The organism is Novosphingobium sp. KN65.2, assembly GCF_001368935.1.
Taxonomy (GTDB): Bacteria; Pseudomonadota; Alphaproteobacteria; order Sphingomonadales; family Sphingomonadaceae; genus Novosphingobium; species Novosphingobium mathurense.
Genome location: NZ_CCBH010000170.1, coordinates 50,077 through 72,556 on the forward strand (window position 1 = coordinate 50,077; position 22,480 = coordinate 72,556).

The 22,480-nt window shown below is 65.3% G+C and carries 29 protein-coding genes; 4 read left to right on the plus strand and 25 right to left on the minus strand.

What is annotated here, in order from left to right; all coding sequences use genetic code 11:
* Positions 1-241 precede the first annotated feature (241 nt).
* Positions 242-679, minus strand: a complete 438-nt coding sequence (locus SPHV1_RS16190; RefSeq protein WP_054947070.1) for a glycine zipper 2TM domain-containing protein — start codon at positions 677-679, stop codon at positions 242-244.
* A gap of 210 nt (positions 680-889) precedes the next feature.
* Between SPHV1_RS16190 and rarD the strand changes: the two genes are divergently transcribed.
* Positions 890-1,789, plus strand: coding sequence for an EamA family transporter RarD (gene rarD / locus SPHV1_RS16195; protein WP_054947071.1), 900 nt, complete (start codon positions 890-892; stop codon positions 1,787-1,789).
* A 27-nt stretch (positions 1,790-1,816) separates the two neighbouring features.
* On the opposite strand, the gene SPHV1_RS16200 is transcribed toward rarD, so the two are convergent.
* The 4 genes from SPHV1_RS16200 to SPHV1_RS16215 all read right to left on the minus strand — a co-directional run bounded on the left by SPHV1_RS16200 (position 1,817) and on the right by SPHV1_RS16215 (position 5,478).
* Positions 1,817-3,142, minus strand: coding sequence for a dihydroorotase (locus tag SPHV1_RS16200; RefSeq protein WP_054947072.1), 1,326 nt, complete (start codon positions 3,140-3,142; stop codon positions 1,817-1,819).
* 125 nt (positions 3,143-3,267) lie between these two features.
* Positions 3,268-3,948: an HPP family protein gene (locus SPHV1_RS16205; protein WP_054947073.1), complete on the minus strand. Its 681-nt coding sequence runs from the start codon at positions 3,946-3,948 to the stop codon at positions 3,268-3,270.
* Between the two features lie 219 nt (positions 3,949-4,167).
* Positions 4,168-4,746 carry a nitroreductase family protein gene (locus SPHV1_RS16210; protein WP_054947074.1) on the minus strand — a complete coding sequence of 193 codons (579 nt, stop codon included), beginning with the start codon at positions 4,744-4,746 and terminating at the stop codon, positions 4,168-4,170.
* A gap of 33 nt (positions 4,747-4,779) precedes the next feature.
* Entirely contained in the window at positions 4,780-5,478 is a 699-nt protein-coding gene (locus tag SPHV1_RS16215; protein WP_054947075.1) for a pirin family protein, read from the minus strand.
* 149 nt (positions 5,479-5,627) lie between these two features.
* Here SPHV1_RS16215 and SPHV1_RS16220 point away from each other — a divergent pair, with 149 nt between their 5' ends.
* Complete coding sequence (locus tag SPHV1_RS16220; protein WP_054947076.1) at positions 5,628-6,533, plus strand: LysR family transcriptional regulator; 906 nt, start codon at positions 5,628-5,630, stop codon at positions 6,531-6,533.
* Positions 6,534-6,583: 50 nt separating this feature from the next.
* On the plus strand, positions 6,584-7,330 hold the full coding sequence (locus SPHV1_RS16225; protein ID WP_054947077.1) for a folate-binding protein YgfZ: 747 nt from the start codon (positions 6,584-6,586) through the stop codon (positions 7,328-7,330).
* 41 nt (positions 7,331-7,371) lie between these two features.
* Here SPHV1_RS16225 and SPHV1_RS16230 read toward each other — a convergent pair whose 3' ends face one another.
* The 4 genes from SPHV1_RS16230 to rplU form a co-directional block, all read right to left on the minus strand.
* The gene (locus SPHV1_RS16230; RefSeq protein ID WP_054947078.1) at positions 7,372-7,923 is read right to left on the minus strand and encodes a GNAT family N-acetyltransferase; all 552 of its coding nucleotides are present in this window, start codon (positions 7,921-7,923) and stop codon (positions 7,372-7,374) included.
* 237 nt (positions 7,924-8,160) lie between these two features.
* Positions 8,161-8,736, minus strand: coding sequence for a GNAT family N-acetyltransferase (locus tag SPHV1_RS16235; protein ID WP_054947151.1), 576 nt, complete (start codon positions 8,734-8,736; stop codon positions 8,161-8,163).
* A 258-nt stretch (positions 8,737-8,994) separates the two neighbouring features.
* A complete protein-coding gene (gene rpmA, locus SPHV1_RS16240) occupies positions 8,995-9,264 on the minus strand; it encodes a 50S ribosomal protein L27 (protein WP_038575881.1) in 270 nt (89 codons plus the stop codon).
* A gap of 26 nt (positions 9,265-9,290) precedes the next feature.
* Positions 9,291-9,587: a 50S ribosomal protein L21 gene (gene rplU / locus SPHV1_RS16245; RefSeq protein WP_054947079.1), complete on the minus strand. Its 297-nt coding sequence runs from the start codon at positions 9,585-9,587 to the stop codon at positions 9,291-9,293.
* Between the two features lie 261 nt (positions 9,588-9,848).
* Between rplU and SPHV1_RS16250 the strand changes: the two genes are divergently transcribed.
* The gene (locus SPHV1_RS16250; RefSeq protein ID WP_054947080.1) at positions 9,849-10,385 is read left to right on the plus strand and encodes a hypothetical protein; all 537 of its coding nucleotides are present in this window, start codon (positions 9,849-9,851) and stop codon (positions 10,383-10,385) included.
* 90 nt (positions 10,386-10,475) lie between these two features.
* On the opposite strand, the gene SPHV1_RS16255 is transcribed toward SPHV1_RS16250, so the two are convergent.
* From SPHV1_RS16255 to coxB, 16 genes are all read right to left on the minus strand, one after another.
* Entirely contained in the window at positions 10,476-10,895 is a 420-nt protein-coding gene (locus SPHV1_RS16255) for a hypothetical protein (RefSeq protein ID WP_054947152.1), read from the minus strand.
* 125 nt (positions 10,896-11,020) lie between these two features.
* Positions 11,021-11,545 (minus strand): molybdenum cofactor biosynthesis protein MoaE, encoded by a 525-nt coding sequence (locus SPHV1_RS16260; protein WP_231634709.1) that lies wholly within the window; start codon positions 11,543-11,545, stop codon positions 11,021-11,023.
* Entirely contained in the window at positions 11,484-11,726 is a 243-nt protein-coding gene (locus tag SPHV1_RS16265; protein ID WP_054947082.1) for a MoaD/ThiS family protein, read from the minus strand. Before SPHV1_RS16265 ends, SPHV1_RS16260 begins: the two co-directional genes overlap by 62 nt.
* 5 nt (positions 11,727-11,731) lie before the next feature.
* The gene (moaA, locus tag SPHV1_RS16270) at positions 11,732-12,736 is read right to left on the minus strand and encodes a GTP 3',8-cyclase MoaA (protein ID WP_054947083.1); all 1,005 of its coding nucleotides are present in this window, start codon (positions 12,734-12,736) and stop codon (positions 11,732-11,734) included.
* Positions 12,737-12,745: 9 nt separating this feature from the next.
* A complete protein-coding gene (locus SPHV1_RS16275; RefSeq protein ID WP_054947084.1) occupies positions 12,746-13,081 on the minus strand; it encodes a Rossmann fold domain-containing protein in 336 nt (111 codons plus the stop codon).
* Between the two features lies 1 nt (position 13,082).
* The gene (locus SPHV1_RS16280) at positions 13,083-13,454 is read right to left on the minus strand and encodes a dihydroneopterin aldolase (protein WP_013831889.1); all 372 of its coding nucleotides are present in this window, start codon (positions 13,452-13,454) and stop codon (positions 13,083-13,085) included.
* An 8-nt stretch (positions 13,455-13,462) separates the two neighbouring features.
* Positions 13,463-14,353 carry a class I SAM-dependent methyltransferase gene (locus SPHV1_RS16285; protein WP_054947085.1) on the minus strand — a complete coding sequence of 297 codons (891 nt, stop codon included), beginning with the start codon at positions 14,351-14,353 and terminating at the stop codon, positions 13,463-13,465.
* A complete protein-coding gene (gene thrC / locus SPHV1_RS16290; protein ID WP_054947086.1) occupies positions 14,353-15,756 on the minus strand; it encodes a threonine synthase in 1,404 nt (467 codons plus the stop codon). The genes SPHV1_RS16285 and thrC overlap by 1 nt, the downstream gene beginning before the upstream one ends.
* 110 nt (positions 15,757-15,866) lie before the next feature.
* Positions 15,867-16,433, minus strand: coding sequence for an SURF1 family protein (locus tag SPHV1_RS16295; RefSeq protein WP_054947087.1), 567 nt, complete (start codon positions 16,431-16,433; stop codon positions 15,867-15,869).
* A gap of 11 nt (positions 16,434-16,444) precedes the next feature.
* A complete protein-coding gene (locus SPHV1_RS16300; RefSeq protein WP_054947088.1) occupies positions 16,445-16,834 on the minus strand; it encodes a DUF983 domain-containing protein in 390 nt (129 codons plus the stop codon).
* Positions 16,835-16,836: 2 nt separating this feature from the next.
* Positions 16,837-17,658, minus strand: a complete 822-nt coding sequence (locus SPHV1_RS16305) for a cytochrome c oxidase subunit 3 (protein WP_054947089.1) — start codon at positions 17,656-17,658, stop codon at positions 16,837-16,839.
* A 79-nt stretch (positions 17,659-17,737) separates the two neighbouring features.
* Complete coding sequence (locus SPHV1_RS16310) at positions 17,738-18,328, minus strand: cytochrome c oxidase assembly protein (protein ID WP_054947090.1); 591 nt, start codon at positions 18,326-18,328, stop codon at positions 17,738-17,740.
* Positions 18,329-18,333: 5 nt separating this feature from the next.
* Positions 18,334-18,462: a hypothetical protein gene (locus SPHV1_RS26005; RefSeq protein WP_255352304.1), complete on the minus strand. Its 129-nt coding sequence runs from the start codon at positions 18,460-18,462 to the stop codon at positions 18,334-18,336.
* Positions 18,463-18,473: 11 nt separating this feature from the next.
* Positions 18,474-19,388: a heme o synthase gene (locus tag SPHV1_RS16315; protein ID WP_054947091.1), complete on the minus strand. Its 915-nt coding sequence runs from the start codon at positions 19,386-19,388 to the stop codon at positions 18,474-18,476.
* A 129-nt stretch (positions 19,389-19,517) separates the two neighbouring features.
* A complete protein-coding gene (ctaD, locus tag SPHV1_RS16320; protein ID WP_054947092.1) occupies positions 19,518-21,203 on the minus strand; it encodes a cytochrome c oxidase subunit I in 1,686 nt (561 codons plus the stop codon).
* 30 nt (positions 21,204-21,233) lie between these two features.
* On the minus strand, positions 21,234-22,298 hold the full coding sequence (gene coxB, locus SPHV1_RS16325; RefSeq protein WP_054947093.1) for a cytochrome c oxidase subunit II: 1,065 nt from the start codon (positions 22,296-22,298) through the stop codon (positions 21,234-21,236).
* Positions 22,299-22,480: the final 182 nt, after the last annotated feature.

The window sequence follows — 22,480 nt, forward strand, 5'->3', positions numbered from 1 at the left end:
CGTCTTGGCGGTTCAATACGGTGAAAAGGAAGGGAAAACGAGGCTTCGGGCCCGCCAATCGCGGCGGCGTCCCATTCCGGGAAAGGTCTCTGAGCAAGTGTTTAGGGCACAAATGTCGAGGGCGCCCGCGGACAAGCCGCAAGCGCCCTCCCGCCCGGCAGAACGTGAAGCACAAGACCGGGCGGTTCCCCCGCGCGTCGCCGTCCGCGCGGGGTGTCTCAATCAGCTGGGGCCGGCGCTATCAGCGGCAGCGGCTGCCGCCACGGTCGACTTCGCGACCGACCAGGGCGCCCACGACACCGCCGATCAGGGTGCCGGCGGTGCGGTCGCGACCGCCGTCGACCTCGCGGCCGAGCAGTGCACCTGCCGCGCCGCCGATCAGCAAACCGGTGGTGCCGTTCTGCTTGCGGCAGTAGTAGCGCCCATCGTCGCCGCGCCACGCGCGGGTATCGCGATAGTTCCGCTCGTCGTAGTTGCGATAGCTGCGATAGTCGTCACGGTAACCGCGACGGTAATCCTCGCGCGAGTAGTGGCGGCTGTGTTCGTAAGTCTGCTCACCGGGCGCGCGGAAATCCGAAACCGAACTCGGCGCATAGCTGGGCGCGGCCATGGCCGGGACAGCAGTGGCGAGGCTGGCGGTCGCGGCAGCGATGGCGGTTGCCTTGATGAATGCGTTCATGTCGTTTCTCCTGCGATGGCGGAGGGGCCGTGTTGGGAGGCACGATCCGCGGTACGCATTCATCTTTAAAGCAATGAACCTGAACGGCGTGCAACACGGCTGTCAGGTTTCGTAATAGCGACGAGCCGAGGCCCTGGCAGCGACGAACCGCTTGCTGCGCGCATTTCCGGCTTTTATGCAGCGCTTCCCCCTAATCGAGTTCCCCCAGCGATGACCGTTTCCACCGTCCCGCCAGCGCCCCGCACCGGCGGCCTGCCCCAGGCGATCGCCGCCTATGGCATCTGGTGCCTGTTCCCGCTGTACTTCGCGCTGCTCAAGGCGGTGTCCCCGTTCGAGGTAGTAGCCTGGCGCCTGCTGTTCACCCTGCCCTTCTGCGTGGTGGTGACGGTGCTGCTGCGGCAGGGCAAGCAGTTGCGCGAAGCGCTCAGCCAACCGCGGATCCTGGGCGCGCTGACCGTGAGCGGGCTGCTGATCGGAACCAACTGGCTGGTCTACGTCATGTCCGTGCTTCACGGACACGTGCTCGCCGCAAGCCTGGGATACTATATCAACCCGCTGCTCAACGTGCTGGCCGGAACGCTGTTCCTGCGCGAGAAGCTGTCACGCCTGCAGTGGGTGGCGGTGATCCTGGCTACCTGCGGCGTCGCCATCCTCTCGCTGGGGGCGCTGGATACCTTGTGGATCAGCCTCGTGCTGGCGATGAGCTTCTGCGGCTATGGCCTGACCCGCAAGCTGGCCCCGGTGGACGCCCTGCCCGGCCTGACGATCGAGACGCTGGTGCTGCTGCCGCCCGCGCTCGGCCTGTTGGCATGGCAGGCGTTGACGCCCGAGGGGCTGGCCATGGGCACGTCGCTCAAGCTCAACCTGCTGCTGCCGCTGGCGGGAATCCTGACCGGCACGCCGCTGCTGCTGTTCGCCTCGGCAGCGCGTCGGCTCGACTTCTCGACGCTCGGCTTCATCCAGTTCGTGACGCCGACCGGCCTGTTTCTGCTCAGCCTGTTCGTCTTCAACGAACCTCTGAAGCCGGTGCAGGTGGTGTGCTTCGCGCTGATCTGGGCCGCCATCGCGGCCTTCTGCTGGGACCTGCTGTCAAGGCGCGCGGCGGCCTGACCGCCAACGCGCCCTTTCAGCTAGCGATCAGAGCGCGCCGGCAAAGCGCAGTGCTTCGCCGCGCGCGGCATTGGCCAGCTGGCCTTCCCACATCGCCGAATGGCCGCGGATGATCGTGCCGACGACGCGGCCCTGCAGTTCCATTCCGGTAAAGGGCGACCAGCCGCAGCGGCTTTCCACCCAGTCCTCGCTGATCGTAAAGCTGCCCTTGCGGTCGACTACGGTGAAGTCGGCGTCGTAACCGGCGGCGATGCGGCCCTTGCCGACAAGGCCGAAGACGCGCTGCACCCCGCTTGAGGTCATGTCGATCAGGCGCTCCAGCGTCATGTTGCCCCTGGCGACATGGTCCAGCATCAGCGGCAACAGGGTCTGCACGCCCGGCATGCCCGAAGGGCTGTTCGGATAGGACTTGGCCTTTTCTTCCTTGGTGTGCGGCGCGTGGTCCGAACCGATGACGTCGGGCACGCCCTGGCGCAACCAGTGCCACAGGCCCGCGACATGTTCGGCCGAACGGATCGGCGGGTTCATCTGGGCATAGGAGCCCAGGCGCGGGTAGGCGTCCTCGGCGGCCAAGGTGAGGTGCTGCGGCGTTACTTCGCAGGTCGCCACGTCGCGGTGCTGGGCGATCAGCTCCAGTTCCGCCGGGGTGGTGACGTGCAGGATGTGGATCGGGCGCTTCGCCTCGCGGGCAAGGCGCAGGATGCGACGGGTTGCCAGCATCGCGCTCTCGTCATCGCGCCAGACCGGATGGCTGGAGGGATCGCCCTCCACGCGCAGGTGCTTGCGCGCGTTCATGCGCTCCTCGTCCTCGGCATGGATGGCGACGCGGCGGCGGCCATGGGCCAGCACGCGCGCAAGCTGCTCATCCTCGGCGACGAGCAGGCTGCCGGTCGAGGCGCCCATGAAGATCTTGACGCCCGCGGTGCCCGGGATGCGTTCCAGCTCGCCCAGTTCCTCGGCATTCTCCGCCGTCGCGCCGACGTAGAAGGCGTGGTCGCAGAACATGCGGTGACGGGCCCGGTCGAGCTTGTCGTGCACGCGCATCACGCTGTCGGTGTTGGGCGAGGTGTTGGGCATCTCGAAAACGGCGGTAATGCCGCCCATCACCGCGGCGCGGCTGCCGGTTTCGAGGTCTTCCTTGTGTTCTAGGCCCGGCTCGCGGAAATGGACCTGACTGTCGATCACGCCGGGCAGCACGTCGAGCCCGGTGCAGTCGATCCGACGGTCGGCATCGGGATAGCTGCCCACGCCGATGATCTTGCCATCGCGCACGGCGACGTCGGCGACGCCAGAGCCGTTGGGCGTGTGGACCGTGCCGCCGGAAAGGACGAGTTCGGGTGCGCTGGCGGTCATGGGGGGCCTCTTAACTGATGACTGGGACTGGCTCGGGGCGATTCCGGCGCAAGCACCGGTCCGGCCCTCTGCCGGGAACTAGGCGTCCCGGGCCGACTGCGCAAGGATGTGCAGGCGTTCGGCGCCTAGCCGCCACGCCCCTTGCGCAGGAGCGCCTGGCAGAAGGCGTCGAGATCGTCGATGTCGACGTCGAGTACCTCGTTCCAGTCGGCCAGCACCGCCTCGATGTCGGCGCGGGTATAGGCTGGTGCCGGGGCAGGCGGGACGCGCACCGGAACGTGCGGCCAGGGATGCCCGGTCATGTTGTTGTAGAGCCAGCCGGTCGCCGTCAGCGCCGCGACATTGGCGGCGATCGAGCCGATCCAGGCCCATTGCCAGTGCTCCGCGCCGGCCGCGCCCAATGCGTAGAGCAGCGCGCAGGCCCCGCCCGGCGGATGCAGGCAGCGCAGCAGCGACATCAGCGCGATCGCGATTCCCAGGGCAAGGCTGGCGGCCAGCCATGGTACGCCGATCGCATGGCCCACGGCCAGTCCCACTGCCGCCGAAACGAGGTCCCCGCCGATCACCGGCCATGGCTGCGCCAGCGGGCTGGCCGGAACGCAGAAGACGAGGACCGCCGAAGCGCCGAGCGGGGCGACGAGCAAGGGCAGCGGCAAGGGAAGTGCGCTCACCCCCAGCAACATCGCCGTCAGCCCCGCGGCCAGTGCAATCGCCAGTGCCGCGCCCAGCGCGCCGCGCAGCCAACCGAGATGGCCGACTGCCGCCTGCGGCACGGGAGCGGCAAGGTTCCGGATCCAGTAGAGCATGCGGCGCGCCTTGCCCGCTTCGCTGCGCGGGGGCCAGCGAGAAGTTCTTTGGCAGGCCCAGCCGCGACTTTTCCTGCGAACCGCGTGGCGCCCGGGTGACGAAGCAAAAAGAAAGGCCCGGCCTGCCTCAAGGGGCAGACCGGGCCGGTCGGAGCGTTCCGATGTGGGGGAGGGGGAAGGGTCGAAACGCTCCTGAGGGGTAGGGTCAGTGCCTGACGATCAGGCGAACTTGCCTGCGCGGGCGATTTCGGAGACCGGCTTGCGGCCGACCGGAACTTCGCGCTCCTGCAGGAATTCGGGCAGCACTTCCTTCGGGCCCTTGCGGCCGATAACGAAGGCGGCCTCGAGGCGATGATCTTCGGGAACGCCCAGCGCGGCCTCGGCCTCGCCGAACTTGATCCCGGTCATGCCGTGGGTGTGGTAACCCATGGCCTGCGCCTGCAGGGCAGCCATCGCCCAGGCGGCGCCGGCATCGAAGCTGTGGCTGTGGTTGTCGGTGTTGCCTTCGTCCGAGCGCATGTACTTGTCGGAAACGATGAAGACGAGCGCCGAGGCGTCCTTCGCCCAGCCCTGGTTGAATTCGACGAGCTGCGAGAGCAGCAGGTCCCAATTGGCGTCGCCCTTGCGGGCATAGAGGAAAGTCCAGGGCTGCACGTTGTAGGCCGAAGGGGCCCAGCCTGCGGCTTCGAGGATGACCTCGAGGTCTTCCTGCGAAATCTCGCTGCCATCGAATGCGCGCGGGGACCAGCGCTCGACGATAAGCTTTTCGATCTTCGGATGGGCAATGCGTCCGGTCATGTCTTGATCCTTGTGTTGAGAGATTGGGGGGCTTCAGGCTGCATCGACGAGGACCAGTTCGGCGTCCTCGAGTGCAGTTACGGTAATGGTGTCGAGTCCGGTCACGGCAACCCCGTCGCGGGCATTTGCCTCGACGTCACCGACGCGGATGCGTCCGGTGGCGGGCACCAGATAGGCATGGCGGCCTGCGGCAGTCGGGTACGTCACGGTGTCGCCCGCCTTGACCGTCGCGCCCAGCACGCGGGCATCGGCGCGGATCGGCAGCGCGTCGTCGTCACCGGCGATACCGCTGGCAAGCGTCACGAAACGGCCGGCGCGGTCGCCCTTGGGAAAGGGACGTGCGCCCCAGCCCGGCTCGCCGCCGCGCTCGTCGGGCAGGATCCAGATCTGGAACAGGGTGGTGTCCACGTCCTCCAGATTGAACTCGGAGTGGACGATGCCCGACCCCGCGCTCATGACCTGGACGTCGCCAGCGCCGGTGCGGCCCTCGTTGCCGAGGCTGTCCCGGTGCGTGATCGCGCCCTTGCGGACATAAGTGACGATTTCCATGTCGCGGTGCGGATGCGGCGGGAAGCCGGACCTTGGCGCGACGGTATCGTCGTTCCAGACCCTGAGGCGTCCCCAGTTGGTCCGCGCCGGATCGTGATAATCGGCGAAAGAAAAGTGATGGTGCGCATCGAGCCAGCCGTGGTTGGCGGCTCCGATCGTGTCGAAGGGACGCAGTTCAATCATCGCTTGCCCTCCTTTCTCCAGAGGCGTTCGGCGCCGCTGCACTTGCAGGTTCGGCCAGTGTTCGCACATCAGATAGAGCTTGCGGGCATCTCGGATAATTGTGATAAAATCGACTGAAATGTTCGATAAAGTCGAATAGACGAGGTTCCATGCCCGACATCGCCCCACCCAGTCTCGATCACTTGCGCTGCTTTCTTGCCGTGGTCGAGGAAGGCAGCTTCAACCGCGCCGCGAAGAAGCTGGGCCGCGCCATCTCGGTGGTCAGCTACGCCATCTCGCAGCTCGAAAACCAGCTCGACGTGTCGCTGTTCGACCGCGAAGGTTCACGCAAACCGCAATTGACCGAGGCCGGCAAGGCGCTGCTGACCGAGGCCATCGCCATCTCCGACGACGTGGACGCCCTCCTCGCCAAAGTGCGCAGCCTGCGCCAGGGACTGGAAGCGGAGCTGTCGCTGGCGGTCGACGTCATGGTTCCCGGCCCCGTCCTCGCTTCGCTGCTCGGCGCTTTCCAGTTGATGTTCCCCAGCGTGGCCCTGCGCCTGCATGTCGAAGCGCTGGGCGCCGTCGCCAGCCTCGTTCTCGAAGGCAGGGCGACCCTCGCGATCGCCGGCCCGGACATCCAGGACCTGCCGGAACTGCACCGCGAAATGATAGGTTCGGTGGAAATGGTTCCGGTTGCCGCCCCTACTCACCCACTCGCCCACGCCGAATCGATCGCCCCCGGCGAATCGCGCAAGCACCTCCAGCTTGTTCTGACCGACCGCTCGCCGCTGACCGCGGGACGCGATTTCTCGGTGTTCAGTCCTCGTACCTGGCGGTTAGCCGATCTTGGAGCCAAGCACGTTCTGCTCAAGGAGGGCATCGGCTGGGGCTCGATGCCGCGCCACGCCATCCGGGCCGACCTCGAAAGCGGGGCGCTTGTCGAACTGCACCTGCCCGAGCGCCCCCCGCTCGACTATTCACTCGTCGCACTGTGGCGCAAGGACGCCCCGCCCGGCCCCGCCGCGCTCTGGGTCCTCGACGAGGTGCGCGAAAGGCTCGGCCCGGGCGTGTAAAACTGTCGCCCCACCCTTGCCGACCCGAGAGAAATCCTCATCTTGTGGGCATGTCAGCGACACGTTTATTCGAGCGCGCCGTGCTGCGGCTCTCCCCCCGCGATGGTTCAGGCGAAGATGTCGCCGATTTCCTGCAAGGACTCGTCACCTCCGACGTCAAGGGCAAGCTCCCGGTCTGGGCCGGGCTGCTCTCGCCGCAAGGCAAGGTCCTGTTCGATTTCATCGTCTGGCCTTCGGGCACGGACCTGCTGATCGATTGCGAAGCGGAATTCGCCGACGCCCTTGCCAAGCGCCTGTCGATGTACCGGCTGCGCCGCGCAATCGACATCACGCATGAAGAGAAGCTGGCCGTCCACTGGCGCCCCCATGTCGGCGACGGTGCTGCCCCCGACCCGCGCCTGTCGGCGCTGGGCGAGCGCTGGATTTCCTCCATCGACACGAGCGATGAGCACGAGATGGAAAGCGCGGACGAGGCGTGGCGCGCCCACCGCCTGCGCTTCGGGGTGACGGAAGGCCGCGCCGAACTGGGCGACGGCACGACGCTCTGGCTGGAATGCAACGCCGCCGAACTCCACGGCGTGAGTTTCGCCAAGGGCTGTTACGTCGGTCAGGAGAACACCGCGCGCATGAACTGGCGCCAGAAGGTCAATCGCCGGCTGATCGTGCTGCCGCTGACCGAATCGGACGAGAAGCGGCAGCGGATCGCCTATCCGGACCTTGGCCTCGCCGTGGACCATGCGAAGACGGAAAGCGTCCCTGCCGCCCGTTGGCCGAGCTGGCTCAAGCTCGAGGCGTGAGCCAGCGCCCGGCAGCGGTCAGTCGCCCGGAAATCCGGGACTCAGAGTGACGCCAGGGTCGGTTCGATGCGCGGGCTCGTCCGGCGTTCGAGTTCGGCCACATAGATCCGCGCGGTCGTTTCCATGCCCAGCCCGGCGCTGTAGCGTGAATGCACCCGCCCGGTATCGTGAAAGCCGGCGCTTTCGAGAGCCTTGGCCGGAGCGCTGCTGTCCACGAAGTGATTCGCATAGACCTTGCGATAGCCGAGCGTGCGCGCCTGGTTGAGCACGGCCCGCACGGCCTCTGCCGCATAGCCGCGGCCGCGGAAGCGCGGGACGATCCAGTAGCCCATCTCGATGCGGTCGCCTTCGCGGGCAAAGCCGATGCCGCCCACCAGTTCCGCGCCCTTGGCGGAACGCAGGTACATGACGAAATGGGGCAGGCGCGGATCGCGCGGACGTTCGAGAAACTCGCGCACTTCTCCGGCCGTGCGCGGAAGGGGCGCGACGAAGGCGTCCTGCTGGACGTCGTCGTCCTCGAACACCTCGAGCAGATCCTCAAGGTCTTCGGGCCATCCGGGTCTTAAAAACAGTCTCTCAGTGCGGACGAACATTTCACGGTTCTCCGTTATTATCTGCTCCGCGATTTCAGCTTTTCCTGATCGGCACGCGATCACGCGCCCAATCGGGTTCAGGCCGAACTCTCTCCCTTTTTTACCCTGACTCTGCCGCATTAAGGAATTATTGCGATCTGCCTCAGGGCAACCCCTTATCCAACATTCCGGCGAGAATTTCAGCAAAAATCTTGCCGGAACCGCGCCCCGGGGCGGGACGCGGCCGAGCATGACGTATCAGGCGGCGCGCTTCTGTTCGTCGTCCACCCGCAAGCCATTCATTTCATCGTCGAAGCCATCCGAACCGGCAGGCGCCAGGACATATTCGCGGGCCGGGAAAACCCGCTTGCGCGTGACGCTGTAACGCTCGGCAACGCGTCCGGTTCGCCGGAAACCCGCACCGTGCAGGACCCTGCCCGAAGCCGGGCTGTCGACGAAGTGATTGGCGACGATTCGCGCATGACCCAGCGTCCATGCCAAGTCGACGACCGCCTTGACCGCCTCTCCGGCATAGCCCCGCCCGCGCTGGTCGCGCGCAATCCAGTAGCACAGCTCGACTTCGCCATCGCGACGGTCGAGGCCGATGCAGCCGACGATACGGGATCCGCCGGTACCGGGCACGGTAATGACGAACTGCGGCAGGGCATGGGCCTGCTCATGCGCGACAAAGCGCCGGGCATCGTCATGGGCGCACGGCCAGCACGCACTGGCGAGGTTGCAGGCGGCGCTGTCGTGCGCGATCAATGTTTCCAGCTCCTGCAGGTCTTCCGGCCATGCCGGGCGCAGGAACAGCCTATCGCTGCGAATGAACACTTCGGTCTCCACTCATCAGTCCCGGTCCCCCTTAGCGCGGACACGTGACATTGACGTTACGCCCGGACCTTCAAGCACAGGGATGCCGCCGCGGATTGGACAATTGCGGCACATGCATCCGCATCGGCTCGATACGGGCAACGGGAGAGGGAGATACGAAAAGAGGGAGACGGGCGGGGCCCTCTCCCTCATTCTGCCGGACTGGTGCAGTCCAGCGGGGGCCATCCCATCAGGATGGCCCTTTGCAAGACCATCCGATTATTCGGCGGCTTCTGCCATTACGTCTACGGAGACGTACTTGCGGCCCTGCTTGCCATCGTGGAAGCGCACGCGACCTTCGGCGGTGGCGAACAGGGTGTGATCCTTGCCCATGCCGACGTTCACGCCCGGATACACGCGGGTGCCGCGCTGACGCACGATGATGTTGCCGCCGATCACTTCCTGACCGCCGAACTTCTTCACGCCGAGGCGGCGACCTGCTGAGTCGCGACCGTTACGCGACGAGCCGCCTGCTTTTTTATGTGCCATTGCTCAGTTCCTTCCGAAGTCTGGGCTCAGCCGACCGACACGATGCGCAGCAGGGTCATCTGCTGGCGGTGGCCGTTCTTGCGACGGTAGTTGTGACGACGGCGCTTCTTGAACACCACGACCTTCTCGCTCTTAGCCTGAGCGATGATCTCGGCCGAAACCTTGATCTTCGAGGCGTCAGCAACTTCGCCGTCCTTGCCAGCGAGCAGAACGTCGCCCAGGGTAATGGTCTCACCGGCTTCACCAGCCAGCTTTTCGACCGCGATCTTGTCTCCGGCGGCAACCCGGTACTGCTTGCCGCCCGTGCGCACAACTGCGAACATGGTGCCCTTACCTAATCTCAAATTGCCCGAAAACGAGCCGAAACAACCTTGCCCCGGCCGCTCTGGTCCAGGAAGAACCGTGGAGCCTTGCGGGCGACGCGCCGGACACCCCACCTGATGCGGGGGCCGGAAAGAGTGCGTGCCGTTAGTCCAAGCCCTGAGTCGTGTCAACCAGAGTCTGGCGAATGAAGGCAATTCCCCCGCACCGCCAGCCTCGCGTTTCCCCCTCGCGCAACGCCCCCGCCGTGCTATGGCGGGGCCATGATCCGCGCAACTGCAAGCCTGCTTCTGTCCGCCGCCCTGCCTGTCGCGCTGGCGGCCTGTTCCACCACCAGCGGCTATCCCTCGCTCGGCCAACGCGACATCGAGCGAATCGGCGGCTCCGCAACCCCGGTCGCCGCTGAGCAGACACCTGAGGAGCCGGCCCTGCCCCCGGCCAATACCGATCTCGTCACCCGCCTCGACGGGCTGGTGGCGGCCGCGCAGGAAACCGACGCACAGTTCAGGGAGCAGCAGGGCTCTGCCGAGCGCGCCGTTGCAGGCGCTGCCGGCGCCGCCGTGACCAGCGACAGCTGGGCCACCGCGCAGATCGCCCTTGCCGCCCTCGAATCGCGCCGCGGGGCAACCGTGGCCCCGCTCGCCGAACTCGACACGCTCTATGCAGAGGCGCGCGATGCCGCCCCGCTCGAACTCTCGCCCAGCGCCGAGGCGATCGAGAGGGCACGTGCGCAGGTCAGCGACATTGTTGCGCGCCAGGACAGCGTCATAGCCGGCCTTGCCGCGCGCCTGCGCAGCTGAACCGAACTTCCGGACATGCGAAAACCCCTCCCTCTTGCGAGGGAGGGGTCTCCGAACGTCCATCGAAATGGAACCTGAAAGCCCCCCGGCTCAGGTAAAGGCCACGATGACCGCGACGGCCAGGCCCCAGCCCAGGATCAGCACGGGCAGCATGAGGACCTGAATCGCCGCCTCGCTTGCGGTCAGCCTTCCGCTCAGAGTATCGATACCGCGGCTGCCGAACTGCCCCCATGTCAGCGACGCGGTATCATGGTCGGGCTTCATCTTCGCCCAGTAGCCGGCCAGGCCGAACGCGAAGACCACGAAGCCCGCAAAAATGACCATCGGAATGGCGAGTTCAGGGTTCATGAACAGACTGGCCATGACCCCGATAAAGCCGAGATAGAGCGCTACGGTCGCAACATAGAGCCCGGTCGGAAGACCGAAATTGCGTTCCACTTTGGTGCGCACGGGCGCATCGGTGATCCTGGCAAGTTGCTGGAGTTGTTCATGGGACAAACGTTGCGACATGGTGCTGATCTCCTTCTCGAAGACGACCATGCTTCGGCATGCAGGCGATTTGTTTGACGGCGGTCAAATCGCGAAAGCGGAGTGAAATTTTTTTGCGGCAGGCCTGCCAGCGCCGCGCAGCCCCGTCAGCCCCAGCGGGCGATATCGTCGAAATCCTGCTCGCGCGGTTCGATCCAGTGCCATTGCCGCCCGCGCTTCTCGCGCTTCCAGAACCACGATTCGCTCTTGAGGTGATCCATTGCGAAGTCGGCTGCGGCGAAGGCATCGCGCCGGTGACGGGCCGCCGCGGCGACCAGCACGATCGGATCGCCAGGCACCATGACGCCGCTGCGGTGGACGATAAGGACCGCGTCGAGATCCCAGCGGCGATGGACGCTCACGGCCAGCTTCTCCATCGCCGGCAGGGTCAGCGGTTCGTAATGCTGCAGCTCGAGCGCCTCGACGCCATCGCCTTCGCGCACCTGGCCGATGAAGCTGACGATGCCGCCCGATTCGGGATTCGCGCGGGCGAACGAGGCGATCTCTTCCGCCGGAGCGAAGGGCGAGGTCAACAGGCGGACGTCGGAGTGCCTCTCGCAGCCCACGGCTTCAGCCGCCCGATACCGGCGGCAGGAAGGCGATCTCGTCGCCGTCCTTGAGAACCGGCGCATCGGTATCCTGCACCAGGATTCCGTTGACCGCGAGCTTCACCCTGGGCGCCTTGAGCGCCTGCCCGAGCGACGGCTCGAGCGAATCGATCACGGCATCGATACACGGCAACACCGGAACCGAGAGCTTTCCACTACCGGCCACATCCTCGAGCCGACCGAGGAAAACGAGATTGAGCGACATCGAAGTCAGCCTCCTGTCATGGACATATGACGGGAAAGTGCCGGGGCCGCGCCTGGTTCCTCGATGGCGAAATGGTGGCGCGCGGGCTTGATCCGCATGGCCACGTCGAGCGCATCGGACAGCGCCGCCTCTGGGTCCTCGCTACGCAGCGCCGCGCGCAGGTCGACCCGCTCGTTCCCGCCGAGGCAGGCATAGAGCTGGCCTGTCGCCGTCACGCGGATCCGGTTGCACCCGTCGCAAAAATTGTTGGTGAGCGGCGTAATCAGGCCCAGCCTTCCGCCGGTCTCTGCCACGTCGAAATAGCGCGCCGGGCCACCGCTGCGGTGATCGCTGGGATCGAGCGTCCAGCGCCGCTCCAGCGCGTCGCGCACGGCGACGAGCGGCAGGTAGTGATCGAAGCGGTCTTCCTCGACCTCGCCCAGCGGCATGACCTCGATCAGCGTAGCGTCGAAGCCCTGCCCGTGCGCCCAGGCGACGAGATCGGCGATATGGTCCTCGTTCACGCCCTTGAGCGCGACGGTATTGAGCTTGACCCTGAGGCCCGCCGCTTTCGCCGCGGCCAGCCCTTCGAGCACCTGCGGCAGCGAATCGCGGCGCGAGAGCTTCGCAAACGTCTCGCGGTCGAGGGTATCGAGCGACACGTTGATGCGCCGCACGCCGAAAGCGAAGAGATCGTCGGCAAATTCGGCGAGACGGGTGCCGTTGGTGGTAAGGGTCAATTCCTCCAGCCCGTCGCCGATCTTGCGGCCGAGCGCGTGGACCAGTTCCATCATGTCACGCCGGACGAGCGGTTCGCCTCCGGTCAGGCGCAGCTTGGTGATGCCCCGGTCGATGAAGCCGAGTGCGAGATCGTGCAGTTCCTCAAGGCTGAGGACGTCCTTGCGCGGCAGGAAGGTCATGCGCTCGGGCATGCAATAGGCACAGCGCAGATCGCAGCGGTCGGTCACCGACATGCGCAGGTAGGTTATCCGCCTCTGGAACTGGTCAACGAGTGGCGCGCGCTTCGTCATTGCAAGGGGTTATAGCACCGGTCCGGCGCCGGCACCATCCAAAGCCATGACCTGCCCGGTGACGCTGGCCGCGCCCGAGAGCCAGTCCAGCGCGGCAGCGATCGCCGCCTCATCGTCGCTCTCAAGCGCATTGACACGCGAAGGCGCGTAGGTGCGGGCAAGCGACTGGATCGCGGCAAGCCGCCATCCGCGATGTTCATGGCTGGCCGGGAGGAAGACGACCGCCAGCGGATCGCTTCCGCCGCGCAAGGCCGCCTCGATGGCGGGCAGCAGCCGGGCATGGAAATCGGCAGCAGCGGCCAGAGGCTCCTCGGGGAGCGGTCCGACACGCAGCACGTCCTTCACCTCAGCGCCGCTCCCGGTGCAGGGTCATGCCGATCTTTTCGCCAGCCTCGCTGATCGCGAGCTTGACGATCTTGACCGTCACCGCCTCCACGCGCGCATCCTGCAGGAACAGGGTTTCGCAGACGTGGTCGGCAACCGCCTCGATCAGCTTGAAATGGACCCCCGGCGGCAGCGCTTCGGACGCCGCGAACTTGAGGTCCATGTAGTTCTTGCTCTCGCTGAGCGGCGTGTCCGGGGTGTAGCGATCGGCCGGCTTCATCTGCACCATGATCGAGAAGCGCAGCGGTTGCGGCTTGCCGGTCTCCTCCGAATAGATGCCGGTGAGGACATCGACCTCGAAGTCATCGATCTGAAGTGTAAGCGAATCAGCCATGGCGTCCCTTAGCCGGGATTGGACCAGCGTGCGAATATGGCAGTGGGCAGCAGCCGCCCGTCCTGCCCATCCTCGCGCACCGCAAGGTCGCCGTGCTCGATGGTCCCGGGCAAGTCGGCGAAGAGTTCCCCCATCAGCCCGGCAAGGGCGAGGGAGGACATGCGCACTGCATAGACGGTGAGGAAAAGAAAACGGCTGTCCGGATCGAGCAGCTTGCGGCAATCGCCAAGCAGACCCGGCAGCCCCTCCTCCAGACGCCAGGTCTCGCCGCCCGGTCCGCGCCCGAACTTGGGAGGATCGAGGATGATCCCGTCGTAACGCTTTTCGCGGCGCACCTCGCGTGCGGCGAACTTGGCGGCATCGTCGACCAGCCAGCGCACCGGGCGATCCTCCAGCCCGGCAAGCGCGGCATTCTCGCGCGCCTGCGCCACCGACTTCTTGGAGGCATCGACATGGGTGACCGGGCCATGCGCGGACAGCGCCAGCGTGCCGACCCCGGTATAGCCGAAGAGGTTGAGGGTGCTGGCATCGTCGCGACCGGCCAGCATGGTGCGCATCCAGTCCCACACCGGGGCCATGTCCGGGAAGAAGCCGAGATGGCGGAACGGCGTGCACTGCGCGGTGAAGGACACCTCGTTCCAGGCAAGCGGCCAACCTTCGCGCGGGACGGACTTTTCGAATTGCCAACGGCCGCCGCCATCCTCGTCCGAACCGGGCACGAACTCGCCGTGCGCGTCCCAGTTTGCGAGGCGCGGCGTCCACATCGCCTGCGGCTCGGGGCGAATGAAGCGATAGTCGCCGTAACGCTCGAGCTTGCGGCCCTGTCCCGAATCGACAAGGCCGTAGTCCGCCCAGCCTTCACCCGTGAGGATCAGGGGTTGGGTGGCGATCTCGACCATCAGACCTTGGGCGCGGCGTGCTGGGCGACGAATTCGGCAACCGCCTCGAACGAGCCGGTCAGCGAAGTGAAGCGCTCCTCGCGCTCGAACAGGTCGCCCACACGCTCGGGCAGGCCCGGGCGGTGCCCGGTGGCGCGCTCGACCGCTTCAGGGAACTTGGCCGGATGCGCGGTCGCCAGCGTGACGACCGGAATCGAGGCGTCGATCCCGGCACTGCGTGCGGCGAAAAGGCCGCAGGCGGTGTGCGGGTCGATCAGTTCGCCGCAGTTCTCCCAGGCCCAGCGGATCGTCGAGGCCATCTCGTCGGCATCGGCGCGTGCGGACTGGAACAGGGCAGAAGCCCCCTCGCGCTGCGCATTGGTAAGCTGCATCGCCTTGGTCGCTTCGAAGCCGGCCATCTGCTCGGCCAGGGCCTTGCCGTCGCGGCCACCCAGGTCGAACAGCAGGCGTTCGAAGTTCGACGAGACCTGGATGTCCATCGAGGGCGCCGCAGTCGGCGTCACCGTGCCCTGCGAATAGTCGCCATTGGCCAGAGCGCGGTGGAGGATGTCGTTGACGTTGGTCGCCACGATCAGCTTTTCGACCGGAAGGCCCATCTGCGCCGCGACATAGCCGGCGAAGACGTCGCCGAAGTTGCCGGTCGGAACCGAGAAGGCGACCTTGCGATGCGGGGCGCCAAGCTGGAGCCCGGCGGCGAAGTAGTACACGACCTGCGCCATCAGGCGCGCCCAGTTGATCGAGTTGACCGCGCCGATGGCGAAGCGGTCGGTCATGCCCCTGTCGTTGAACATGCGCTTCACGATGGCCTGGGCATCGTCGAAGCTGGCATCCTCAAGCGCGAGGTTGTGAACGTTGGGCGCCAGCACCGTCGTCATCTGGCGGCGCTGCACGTCCGACACGCGGCCCTTGGGGTGCAGCATGAAGATGTCGACCTTGGCGCGCCCGGCAACCGCGTCGATCGCGGCCGAACCGGTGTCGCCCGAAGTCGCGCCGACAATCGTCAGGTTGCGCTCCGAGCGCGAAAGGAATTCCTCGAAGAGCAGGCCGAGCAGCTGCAGCGCCACGTCCTTGAACGCGAGCGTCGGGCCGTGGAACAGCTCCAGCAGCCACTGCTGTTCGTCGAACTGCTTGAGCGGCGTCACCGCCTTGTGTGCAAAGCGGCCGTAGGCTTCGGTCGTCAGTTCGAGCAGGCGCTCATGGGTGAGGCTGCCCTCGACGAAAGGGAACATGATCTTCGCAGCCAGCTCTGCATAGGGCAGGCCCGCCATGGCCGCGATCTCGTCTTTCGAGAAGCGGGGCCATTCGCGCGGCACGTAAAGGCCGCCGTCCGAAGCGAGACCGGCGAGCGTTGCGCCTTCGAAATCGAGCGCCGGAGCGCTGCCGCGAGTGCTGATGTAGTCCATGGGAATGCGCGGTTAGCGGGGGAGCGCGGCTTACGCAATCCTCGCATGACATTGTCGCTGCGACGACGGCCTTCCGATCGGCGAATTGGGAAGGCGCAATGAGCCCTTCCCTAGCCCCGGGAGCGCTTCATCAATGCCAGCACGTAGATGACGAGCGCTGTCGCGGCGAAGAAGAACCACTGCATTGCGTAGGAGAAGTGGTTGTTCGGGATTTCCGATGGATCGGGGATCGCATTGGCCTCCAATCCATCGAGCGGCGGATTGGCAACGAGGCGGGGGCCCGGTGCGATAATGCCGTGGACCTTGCCGCCTTGCCAGTTGGCCGCGGCATTGGGCTGACGCGACCAACCCAGCACGACGAGCGCCTTGGCACCGTCGGGCAACATGCAACGCGCAGTCTGCGCCGCGCCCGATTCGCCCGAAGCATTGCGCCCGGCCATGCTCGAATGCTCGGTCACGCCCTCGCAGGTCAGCCGCGCATGGCGATAGAGCAGATCGGTCTGCTCCGCTTCGTCGCGCGGCCAGATGACTTCCTCGGCGTTGGTCTGCGCCTGCGCGTAATGCGCGAGCAGCGCTTCCTTCTGATGGAGGCGCTTGAGTTGCCACAGCCCGAGGCCGATCATGATCGCAACGGCCACCAGCACGACAAGCGTCGCGAATATCGGAAATTTGCGCATGAGGGCTCCCGTCAGTCTTCCTTGAGCCGGCCTTCACCGGCACGGCGGCGATACTCGGCGCCGAGCAGCCAGGCCTTGGCGATTCGCAGCCCGCCGATGACCAGCGCGGTCGATAGGGGGATCCACAGCAGGGCGTGGACCCAGAACGGCGGCTCGAACGAAAGCTGCACCCAGATCGCGAGAATGGCGATCACCGCCCCCACGATCAGGGTGAGAAAGGCCGCGGGCCCGTCGCCGACGTTGAACTGCGCGTAATCCAGCCCACAGGCACGGCACCGCGGAGCGAACGAGGCCAACCCGGCGAACAGGGTGCGCGCGCCGCACTTGGGGCAAAGACCGAAAAGGGCAGCCGAAGCGATCTCCGGCTGCCCTCCAGTGTTCGATTCGTGGCTGTCAGCCATGATCAGTGGATCGGGTAACCCCAGCCACCCCAGATGTAGACTGCAACGAAGAGGAACAGCCACACGACGTCGACGAAGTGCCAATACCATGCCGCCGCTTCGAAGCCGAAGTGCTGGCGCGGGGTGAAGTCACCCTTGTAGGCGCGGATCAGGCAGACGATCAGCATGATCGTGCCGACGATGACGTGGAAGCCGTGGAACCCGGTCGCCATGTAGAAAGCCGAACCGTAGGTGTTCTGGCCGAAGGGGAACGGCGCGTGGACGTACTCGTATGCCTGGATCGAGGTGAACAGCAGGCCGAGCAGCACGGTCGCCCAGAGGCCCTTCTTCAGGCCTTCGCGGTCACCGTGGATCAGCGCGTGATGCGCCCAGGTGACGGTCGTGCCCGAGCAGAGCAGGATCAGGGTGTTGAGCAGCGGCAGGTCGAAGGGATCCATGACCGCTTCGATCGCCTTGGGCGGCCACTGGCCGCCGACCACGTCCGCAATGGTCGAGGGGAACAGCGAGAAGTCGAAGAAGGCCCAGAACCAGCCGACGAAGAACATCACTTCCGAAGCGATGAACAGGATCATGCCATAGCGCTGGTGAAGCTGCACGACCGGCGTGTGATCGCCGGCATGCGCTTCCTTCACGATCTTCGAGAACCAGGCGAACATCGAGGCCAACAGCAGCGCCATGCCCAGCCACGGCACGAAGTGGCCGCCCGGCATGTCGTGCATGAACAGAACCATGCCCGAGGTGAAGGTGAAGGCGCCGATCGTAGTCGCCAGCGGAACGATGTCCGGCGGAAGAATATGGTAATCGTGGTGCTTGGTACCGGCCATGGTGCCTTCGTCCCCGTTTATCGAATATGTCACACGAGCGCATCCGGCGGGGCCGGCACGCAGGTTTCCCATGCGGCCCTTAACCGCCAGTTTGTTCGCGGTCCAGTGTCTTTGCATCCCCGATCGATGTGACGTGGAAGGTATAGCTGAGCGTTATCAGCTCAACGTCCTTGTTGTCGGGATCGTCGAGGATGGCCGGATCGATGTAATACAGCACCGGCATGCGCACTTCCTCGCCCGGTTTCAGGGTCTGTTCGGTGAAGCAGAAGCACTGGATCTTGTTGAAGTATTTTGCCGCCTGTTCCGGCTCCACGTTGAAGCTGGCGGTGCCGGTGACGGTCTGGTCCGAATCGTTCTTCGCCCAGAACAGCGCCATGTCGCGCGCACCGATCGAGACGGTGTCGGTAACCTGCAGGGGCTTGAATTCCCACGGCATGTCACGCGCGACATTGGCATCGAAGCGCACGGTGATGGTCCGGCCGCTGTCCTTGACGGTGGCCGCCTGCGTTGCGTCCACCCGCTTGGTGGTGCCCCCGTAGCCGGTGACCTGGCAGAAGATCCGGTAGAGCGGAACCGAAGCGTAGCCCAGGCCGAGCATCCCCAGCGCAATCGCAAGCGCGATGAAGGCCGTCTTCCTGTTGCTGCGCTGCTGGTGGGTCACGGCCGTCATGCAGTTCAGCTCATCTTGGCGATCGAGATGAAGAACACGAGGATCACGAATGCCGCAAGGCTGAGGGCAAGAACCCGGTTGCGGCTCTTGCGGATGTCCTCGGGCGTGCGCGGGGTAGGATCGTTATCGGCCATGGGCAGGGTCCTCAGATGACCACGAAGCGGTCGACGACGAGCGCTGCGAAGAGTGCGAAGAGATAGATTACCGAATAGGCGAAGAGCTGCTTTTCCGGCTTCATCGTGTCCTCCGGCCCGTCCTTTTCGCGCAGGCCGACACGGACCGAGAGCGCGAGGAACAGGGTGGACAGGACGATGGCGGAAATGCCGTAGACCGCGTGCGTGCCACCGATCCACCAGGGGACGACGCTGAGCGGCAGGAGCAGGACGGCGTAGGCGAGGATCTGGCGGCGGGTCGACTTTTCACCGGCGACGACCGGCATCATCGGAATGCCGACCTTGGCGTAGTCGCTCTTCACGAATAGCGCGAGCGCCCAGAAGTGCGGCGGCGTCCACATGAAGATGATGGCGAAAAGCACGACCGGCATCAGCGTGATGTGCCCGGTGGCCGCAACCCAGCCGATCAGCGGCGGAAAGGCCCCGGCGCCACCACCGATGACGATGTTCTGCGGCGTGCGCGGCTTGAGCCACATCGTGTAGACGACGGCGTAGTAGGCAATCGACAGCGCCAGGATCGCGGCGGCCAGCCAACTGATCGCAAAACCCATGAGGAATACCGAAGCGGCACACAGCACGCCGCCGAAATCGCGCGCGGTCGTGCGGTCAAGCCGCCCTTGCGGCAGCGGACGGTTCGCGGTGCGCTTCATGCCCGCGTCGAGATCGGCTTCCCACCACTGGTTGAGCGCGGCGGCGCCGCCTGCACCCATCGCGATGCACAGGATCGCGGTGAAGGCGAGAACCGGGTGGATGCGTTCGGGCGCGGCCAGCAGCCCGCAAAGGCCGGTGAAGATCACCAGGCTCATCACGCGCGGCTTGGTCAGCGCGAAGAGATCGCGCCAATCGGCCGGAAGCTGCTGCGCTGAACTGGGACTCGTCACGGACATGATCTTAGGATCTTACACTCACAAGGGCCAACATTGCGAGGCGCCAATGCGCCGAAGCAATCCAGAGCGGCTCGCGAAGGAGGCCCTGGATTGCTTCGTTCATACCCGCAATGACGCGCGGTTGCGTTCTCAGTGGTGATGCACTTCCTCGATAACCGGAAGCGTCTCGAACTGGTGGAACGGCGGCGGGCTCGACAGGGTCCACTCGAGCGTGGTCGCACCTTCGCCCCAGTAGTTGTCTTCAGCCTTCTTGCCGGCGACGAACGCGTAGGCAATGTTGGCGAACCAGATCACCAGCGAAGCCGCCATGATCATGTAGCCGTCGGTCGCGATCTGGTTCCAGTGCGCATAGGCCTCGGCGTAGTCGGGGTAGCGACGCGGCATGCCCTGCAGCCCGAGGAAGTGCATCGGGAAGAAGATCAGGTTCACGCCGACGAAGAACACCCAGAAGTGGACATGCGCCAGGAACTCGGAGTGCATGCGGCCGCTCATCTTCGGGAACCAGTAGTAGAACCCGGCGAAGAGCGCGGTCACTGCACCCAGCGAGAGAACGTAGTGGAAGTGCGCCACGACGTAGTAGGTGTCGTGCAGGTTGTCGTCGATGCCGCCGTTGGCGAGCACGACGCCGGTCACGCCGCCGACGGTGAACAGGAAGATGAAGCCGATCGCCCAGACCATCGGCGACTTGAAGGTGATCGAGCCACCCCACATCGTCGCGATCCACGAGAAGATCTTGATGCCGGTCGGAACTGCGATGACCATGGTCGCCGCGGTGAAGTACATCTTCGTGTTAACCGAAAGGCCGGTGGTGTACATGTGGTGGGCCCACACGATGAAGCCGACCACGCCGATCGCGACCATGGCGTAGGCCATGCCGAGGTAGCCGAACACCGGCTTCTTCGAGAAGGTCGAGACGATCTGCGAGATGATGCCGAAGCCCGGCAGGATCATGATGTACACTTCGGGGTGACCGAAGAACCAGAACAGGTGCTGGTACAGGACCGGATCGCCACCGCCCGAAGGATCGAAGAAGGTGGTGCCGAAGTTGCGGTCGGTCAGCAGCATGGTGATCGCCGCGGCCAGAACCGGCAGTGCGAGCAGCAGCAGGAACGCGGTGACGAGCACCGACCACACGAACAGCGGCATCTTGTGCATGGTCATGCCAGGTGCGCGCATGTTGAAGATGGTGGTGATGAAGTTGATCGCGCCCATGATCGAGCCGGCACCGGAAAGGTGCAGCGCAAAAATGCCGAAGTCGACGGCAGGTCCGGGCGAGCCGGTGGTCGACAGCGGCGCATAGACGGTCCAGCCGGTGCCGGCGCCCAGGCCCGTGCCGCCCGGCACGAAGGCGGAGCACAGCAGCGAGCAGAAACCCGCGACGGTCAGCCAGAACGAGATGTTGTTCATGCGCGGGAACGCCATGTCCGGCGCGCCGATCATGATCGGGACGAACCAGTTGCCGAAGCCGCCGATGATCGCGGGCATGACCATGAAGAAGACCATGATCAGGCCGTGTGCGGTGATCAGGACGTTCCAGACGTGCAGCGTCGAGTTGAAGTCCGGGTTAACCGCGCCGAACCACTTGGCGAAAGTGTCCAGGTACTGGATGCCCGGCTGGGCCAGCTCGACACGCATCATGCCGGAGAAGGCACCACCGATGATCCCCGCGATGATCGCGAAGATCAGGTACATCGTGCCGATGTCCTTGTGGTTGGTGGACATGAACCAGCGGGCGAAGAAGCCCGGCTTGTGGTCATGGTCGTGCGCGTGATCGTCGGAGTGCGCCGGGAAGTGTTCTGGGGCTGTGGTTGCCATGTTCTGGTGACCCTGTCCTTGAATGCGGGCTTATTCGGCGGCAGCAGTGGCGTCGGCGGCCGGAGCCTCCGAAGCATCGCCGGCGGGCTCTTCACCCGGCAGGTAATCGGTCTCGGATGCGGCGGTCGCCTGACCGTCGATCTTGCCGCCGGCATGCATCAGCACCCAGGCGTCATACTTGTCGCGCGGCAGAGCCTCGACCGCGATCGGCATGTAGCCGTGCTTCGCGCCGCAAAGCTCGGAGCACTGGCCGTAATAGACGCCCGGCTTCTCGACGAAGAGGACCTTCTCGTTGATCCGGCCCGGAACCGCGTCCAGCTTGAACCAGAGCGAAGGCACGGCGAACGAGTGGATCACGTCCGAAGCGGTGATCTGCAGACGGATCGGTTCGCCGACCGGAACGACCATGCGGTTGTCGACCTCGAGGTGCGACGGGCCGTCCCAGGGCTCGGAACCGACTTCGCGCACGCCGTTGTTGATGGTCGGCTGCCCCGGGACATTGAGCATGTTCGAGACGACCTCGAACTCACCATTGTCGGGATAGCCATAAGTCCAGAACCACTGGTTGCCGGTGACCTTGATGGTCAGCGCGCCCTTCGGGGCGGGCTTGTACTGCTTGGCCAGCAGGTCGATCGAGGGAACCGCGATGCCGATGAGGATCAGCACTGGGACCAGCGTCCAGACCACTTCGAGCAGCGTGTTGTGGCTGGTCTTCGAAGGCACCGGGTTGGCGCGACGGTTGAAGCGCACAATGATGACGACGAGCAGCAGCAGCACGAACACGGTGATCACGGCGATGATCGGGAGCAACACCGAGTTGTGGATCCACTCGCCGTATTCACCGAGCTTGGAGAACTGCTGCTGGAAGCCGATGCCGCCTTCGACGGGCATGCCGATTCCCGGAGTCGGGGCCATCGGCGTATAGCTGCCGGCAGAAGCGGCGGCGTCCGCAGTCGCGGCGGCGGCAGGTTCGGATGCCGCGGCGGCCAGTGCCGCCTGGGGTGCCATGACTGCACCAGCCATGATGCTTCCAAGGGACAGGCCCAGAGCCTTTGCGGTATGGCTCGCGGCGCGTGCGGTTTTGCCCAAATTCATATTTTTTTGCGCTTCCGTTTTCCAAATCCGCGCACGCGAGTCGACCCCGCATACGCGCGCCCTGATGCGGAGCCGGAGGCCCCCCTTCCGCGGGGCCTATACGCGCGCTTGCCGCGTGTCTCAAGCGCCTCTAGGGGAATTTTTGGCAAACGGCGTGTCGAACATGCGCCAGATCAATGAAA